This window comes from Corynebacterium flavescens, assembly GCF_008693105.1.
GTDB lineage: Bacteria > Actinomycetota > Actinomycetes > Mycobacteriales > Mycobacteriaceae > Corynebacterium > Corynebacterium flavescens.
On sequence record NZ_VXKK01000007.1, the window covers coordinates 1 to 5,794 of the forward strand.

Sequence of the window (5,794 nt, forward strand, 5' to 3'; positions counted from 1 at the left end):
GCTTGCACCTTTAAAGATACGGTCCTTTCCAGGTTAATTCCTTGACCTGGATCAAACAACGACAAATCTCTCCTACCAGGAAATTGTCCTGGAACAGAGAGAGGGATGTGGGCGTTTTAAAGGCCGGCGACCAGGTCGGCCAGGGCCTGGTGGTTGGTAATGGCGATCCATTCGCGGCCGGAGTCGATGACACCGGTTTTCTTCATCCGCGCCATTGCCCGGGAGGCGGACTCGACGGTGGTGCCGGCCATGCCGGCCACGTCGTCGCGGCGCAGGCGGACCTGCAGCAGGCTGGATCCGTCTTGTCGGATTTGCCCGAGCTTGGCGTCCAGATGTTGGAGAGCGGCGGCCACGCGCTGCTCGACAGTCGAGGTGGCCTGTGCGGTTTCACGCTCCCGGGACCGGACCAATTGGTCCTGCTGCATCCGCATGATCGCCAACGCCAGTTGCGGGTAGGCGTCCACGACCTCGGCCAGGGCCTCGGCGGGCAGGTAGAGCGCGCAGGTGGTCTCGATCGCCCAGGCCGAGTCGGTGGCTGGGGAGCTATGGGTGTGCAGTGGGCCGATGACATCCCCGGGGGCGGCGATGTCGACGGTGATTTCGCGGCCATCGATGGTGTCCCGGGTGATCCGGGCCCGACCGGCGGCGACCATATAGCTGCCCTGAGCCTGCTCGCCGGCTAGGAGGATGGGATCACCCGCGGCCCAGGCCCAGGAGGTCAGATGCTGGTCGAGTTCCCTGTGCTGTTGTGGGTTCAGCTTCTTGGTCAGCGGGGAACGGGCCAGGACCTGCATGCGCACGTCCAGGGAGCACTGGTGGGGTTGGGCGCAGTTGTGACGGACGGGATTGCGGGCCATAAGCCCCATGCTATCAGGCCCGGAGAGCAATGACCGCGGAAGCGGAGGAACAAAAGCCTCCGACACAACCGACAGCCGCGCCCCCTCACCACTCGCTGCCTGAGGAGTGGGCAGTGGAGGTGATGTCGGTGACGGTCCTGATGAGCTCGTCCACAGACACCTGTTGTAGGTCATGGGACACCACGAGATGGCCGGGCGGTACTACCACTTCGACGGAGGCCACCGCGTCCAGGTCACTGAGTGCGGTCTGGGCGGTGGCCAGGCAACTCGGGCACAAAACCCCGACGTGGACACGGTGGTGTGCTTGAGGATGGGAATGGTCATGACAGTGGGGTCCTTTCATCGGGGGCACGTGGAATGGGCGCATGATAATGAAAATGTGGCTATATCCGGAGTAATTCCTTAACCTGGATCAAACAACCGGAAAAGGGCCCCGACCGGTGGGAGCAGCTGCGCATGACGGTGCGGGTCGCGGCATACTGGGCCCGCGCCGACTTTCCCGGAAAGGGCCACGTACCCTTTTCCTCTTACTGTCACATGCAGTAGTTTTTATGTTTGACTATAGAAACATGAAGCAAGGATCTGCCATGAACCGATTCGCCGCCCTCCTCGCTGTCTGTGCGCTCACCCTGGCCGGGTGCACCACCTCGGCGGCGGACCCCGAGGAGGCGGAGTTTCTGGCCTCGGTCGATCTGGCAGGTATGGACGCGGTGGGGATCATCGACTACCTGGACGCTCTCCTCGTGGAGGCCCGTCCGCAGGATCTGATGGCCGTGGTGCGCCCCGACGAGCTCGTTCTGACCACTCCTGACGAGGAAATCAGCCTGGATATGCCCGCTGCCTCCGTCTATGTGTCCGTGGCCCCGTTTATCAACCAGACCCATGACTGCTTCTACCACAGCCTGACCACCTGCCTGGGCGAGCTGCGCAACGCACCCGTGGAGGTGGAGATCATTGAGGACGACACGGGTGCGGTGCTCCTCTCGGAGCAGGCAACCACCTTCGACAACGGGTTCATCGGCTACTGGCTCCCGCGCGATACCGCCGGCACCATCGAGATCACCCACGGGGAGTTCACCGGCTACTCCTACTTCACCACCGGTACGGACGGAGCCACCTGCATCACCGGTCTTCGCCTCAGGGCCTCCCCACTGCCGCAGGTTTAACCGGTACTAGCCGGTTTTTCGGGATTCATGGTGCGCAACCGTTGAGGCGGTGTGGGATATGCATGTCAGGGGCCTGCCGTCCCCGAAGGGTGACGACGGAGAAAAATGACTGCTCCTGCTGGGAACAGGGGCAGGCCTCACCTAGGGCATCGAGAGGCCCTAGGCACGCTGTGGCAAGCGACACCGACCTTAGCGGCACGAAGGGGTCTGCGCGATAGATCCCCCAATGTCGGTGGGGTCCTTCGTGATCACTTCTTTCACTCTTTGATCCACGTCATGGTCTCGCCGTGATCATCTTCCTACCGTGACAGGCAAGGCCGCGAACGGCCGTGACCACAGGAAAGAAATTCACGAGGAGAGGAAGCACACGATGTCGAAGGTATACGTGTTCAACGAGTACGGCGGCCCGGAAAACCAGGAACTGATCACCCGCAACACCCCCCAGCCAGGCCCGGGAGAACTCGGGGTCAAGGTCCACGCGGCCGGGGTCAACCCACTTGATTGGAAGGTCCGTTCCGGGGTTGCCGGAACCCCGCGAGAGCTTCCGGCACCCCTGGGCGCGGAGGCCTCCGGGATCGTCACCGCCGTTGGAGACGATGTGGAGGGCTTCGCGGTCGGCGATCAGGTGCTCGGCCTGGTGGCCCCCGGCGTCGGCGGATATGCCGAGGACACCCTGCTGGTGGCAGAGAGTACCGTGCTCAAGCCGGAGGAGATCTCGTTCACCGACGCCGCCGCGATCCCGGTCGCTGGGGCGAGCGCCTACGCCGGCACTCACCAGGTCGAGCTTGAACCAGGCCAGTCGTTGCTAATCAATGGGGCCGGTGGTGGGGTCGGGCTGATGGCCGCGCAAATCGGACGGGTCCACAAGTTCCAGGTCGTCGGCGTTGACCACGAGGACAAGCGCGAGCTCATCGAATCCACCGGTGCTATCTTCGTCGCCACCAGCGACGCCGTCGCGGAGCAGGTGCATGCGCTGCTCCCTGACGGTGTGGACGTAGTCTTCGACCTAGTCGGCGGGGAGGCGTTGCGGGTGGTTGCTCCCTTGGCGAAGAATCCGGCGCACGTGATCTCGGCGGCTGATGCTGCCACCGTGGGAGAACTCGGTGGACAGGTGCTGCGCCGCACCCCGGAAATGGTCGGACAGATCACCGGGGTGGTCCAGTACGGGCTGGTCGACCCGAAGGTCGATACGACCTACCCGCTGGAACAGGCCGGTAAGGCCCTGGCCCACGTTGAGCAGGGCCACGCCCGCGGCAAGATCGTCCTCGAGCTCATCACCTCCCAGGACTAACCAGACAACCAGAACGACCGCGGAGGAGAAAACCCGCGTAGGCGCGGCCAGCCGGGTAATGGCAGGGGCGTTGCCTGGTCCCAGGACTGTTGGGCCGACGAACGAGAGGTTCCCCCCTGCCCACTGACGCATCTTCGCCCACATGGACCGGATCAACGCCGCTCTACGCCCCTGGAGACCACCTGCGCGCCTACTGAAAGGCATACAAGCACGTCCAGCCCCGGGCACGGTTAGGGTTATCCTCATGGCAACCGATGACCTCAGCCAGGCCTACAACTCACCGAACTTCGACCCGGAAGCCCTGCTCGGAACGATCATCTCGGCCGATGACCCTGACCGAGCGCTCATCGAATCCTGGGCCGCCAACGTCGACGGGGCGATCCTCGATGTCGGTTCTGGCACGGGACGGTGGACCGGTCACCTCGCCAACCTCGGACACAGGATCGAGGGACTGGAACCGGCAACACGGCTCGTGGAGCTGGCTCGCCAGACACACCCCTCGGTGACCTTTCACCACGGCACCATTGCCGATCTGTCGGACTCACCGAAGCGTTGGGCAGGCATCTTGGCCTGGTACTCGCTCATCCATATGGGACCTGACGAGTTGCCGGCAACACTGGCTTCACTGCGCGCGGTGGCCGAGGACGACGGTGTCCTCCTCATGTCCTTCTTCTCCGGACCCCGTCTCGAACCGGTGCAGCATCCAGTGGTCACCGCCTACCGGTGGCCACTGCCCGACATCACCCAGGCACTAGAACACGCTGGCTTCGAGGTCACGGATAGCCACTGGGATCCTCGGTTCCCCCATGCCTATCTCACCGCCGAGGCCAGCAAGCAGAATCTCTAACAACCTCAACCTACTCGGAGGGGACACCCCCGATGCGGACCTAAAATTCCATACCTGCCCACCTGGACAAACAGATCATAGGCGGACAACCGTAATAGACGACTCGACCTCAGCAAAGGGAGCAATCACTGAGAGAAGGTAAACCGGATCTCCTTCGGCATGATGTGGACAGCCGTGAAAGCTGGATCCGCCACAATCTTGTGCCAGACATCGGCGGGAATAACGAGACTGTCTCCCGCACTCACCCCATGATCTGCGTCAGGGAACTTAAAGATGCATCGCCCCTCGGTGACGACAAGGACTGACTCGACAGAGGCCCGGTGCCTGGGCCAAGAAACTCCCTCCGTCGCTTCCATCCGCTTGGTGACAAACAGTGTTCCTTCTTCTAACGGCGTCACCTGAGGTCGTCCTGTAGATTCCATCTTGAAATTCCTTCGTCACACATCAATCACTTGAGGGATTTGATTCCCGACTTGCCATGCGCCACCCTACCGGGCCTGCCAACACCAGTTTGCCGTATCACGTGGCGCATCCCAGAGGTTCCGGAAAAGGTATTGCACCTCCGGCCCCATGAGTCGGTCCAGATCTCCATAGCCCGCTTCATCAGCTATTGCCGCATGACTAAGAGTGTCTCAGTTTCTTGGAACTGAAACCTGGGCCCGACCCCCGGAAAGTAGACGCTGATAATGGGAGTACGGGATCGGAGCCATCCGAAATGACCCTAAAGTGGACTGGCCACACTGTGTGCCTTGCCTGTGATCTGTCTTTCGGAATGGTTCCGATCCCGTACCGCGATCCGGTGCTTCGGTCATGACCTAATAGGAGCGTGACCGTTTCCGTGACCACCCTGGCAGGTGTCATGGTAGTAGTCCCATCAGCGTCTTGTCTGTCTGAAGCTCCGGATATGCGGATCACCGTATCCGACGACTTCAGAAAGCCCGTGAACATCATGCCCACACCAACCTTCGACATTGCTGGCCCCGTAGCCGGCATCGATACCCACACCGATACCCACACCGTGGCCATCGTGACCGAGACTGGTAAACACCTCGCCACCGATACCTTTCCCACCACCAGCAACGGCTACCGCCACGTCACCGAGTTCCTCACCGCTCACCGAGTCACAGTCGTCGGGGTAGAAGGTACTAACTCCTACGGAGCTGCCCTGACCCGGCATCTCATTGATCATGGACATGTAGTTTTCGAGGTATTGCGTCCCACCCGGGCCCTTCGACGCAGGGATGGCAAATCAGATCCCGTCGACGCACTTGCTGCCGCCCGGCAGGTGCTCACCGGCCAAGTATTGAGCACGCCGAAAGACACCACAGGGCCGGTGGAGTCACTACGCATGCTCCAGATCACCCGCCATCAACTGGTTGCTACAGCGGCAAAACTAGTAACTCTCATCAAGTCTTTGCTGGTCACGGCCCCCGTGACTGTTCGACAGCGTTATGCGACGATGGCGACTCCCACCCTGATTATGACTTTGTCGCGGTGTCGCCCACCTGCAGATGTCACTGATCCGATCAATGGCACCTTGATCAGTTTGAAGAGTTTGGCTACCACCTACAACATGCTGCGGGCGCAATGCGATGAACTCGATAACAAGATCACCGATCTGGTCGAGGTAATC

The 5,794-nt window shown here is 61.5% G+C and carries 7 protein-coding genes; 4 read left to right on the forward strand and 3 right to left on the reverse strand.

The window, feature by feature from the left end; translation table 11 throughout:
- Positions 1-116: 116 nt before the first annotated feature.
- Together F4V60_RS00515 and F4V60_RS00520 are read right to left on the reverse strand one after the other, a co-directional pair.
- Positions 117-857, reverse strand: coding sequence for a Crp/Fnr family transcriptional regulator (locus tag F4V60_RS00515; RefSeq protein ID WP_198154413.1), 741 nt, complete (start codon positions 855-857; stop codon positions 117-119).
- A gap of 85 nt (positions 858-942) precedes the next feature.
- A complete protein-coding gene (locus F4V60_RS00520; protein WP_084559091.1) occupies positions 943-1,224 on the reverse strand; it encodes a heavy-metal-associated domain-containing protein in 282 nt (93 codons plus the stop codon).
- A gap of 220 nt (positions 1,225-1,444) precedes the next feature.
- Between F4V60_RS00520 and F4V60_RS12475 the strand changes: the two genes are divergently transcribed.
- From F4V60_RS12475 to F4V60_RS00535, 3 genes are all read left to right on the forward strand, one after another.
- Complete coding sequence (locus F4V60_RS12475; RefSeq protein ID WP_075728851.1) at positions 1,445-2,023, forward strand: CueP family metal-binding protein; 579 nt, start codon at positions 1,445-1,447, stop codon at positions 2,021-2,023.
- A 370-nt stretch (positions 2,024-2,393) separates the two neighbouring features.
- Positions 2,394-3,314, forward strand: a complete 921-nt coding sequence (locus F4V60_RS00530) for an NADP-dependent oxidoreductase (RefSeq protein ID WP_075728852.1) — start codon at positions 2,394-2,396, stop codon at positions 3,312-3,314.
- Between the two features lie 244 nt (positions 3,315-3,558).
- Positions 3,559-4,161, forward strand: coding sequence for a class I SAM-dependent DNA methyltransferase (locus F4V60_RS00535; protein ID WP_232315947.1), 603 nt, complete (start codon positions 3,559-3,561; stop codon positions 4,159-4,161).
- Between the two features lie 125 nt (positions 4,162-4,286).
- Here the strand turns inward: F4V60_RS00535 and F4V60_RS00540 are convergent, their stop codons facing one another.
- Positions 4,287-4,583, reverse strand: a complete 297-nt coding sequence (locus F4V60_RS00540; RefSeq protein WP_075728853.1) for a cupin domain-containing protein — start codon at positions 4,581-4,583, stop codon at positions 4,287-4,289.
- A 527-nt stretch (positions 4,584-5,110) separates the two neighbouring features.
- On the opposite strand from F4V60_RS00540, the gene F4V60_RS00545 reads away from it, so the two are divergent.
- A partial coding sequence (locus F4V60_RS00545; RefSeq protein ID WP_150387345.1) for an IS110 family transposase occupies positions 5,111-5,794 on the forward strand: 684 nt, incomplete at its 3' end.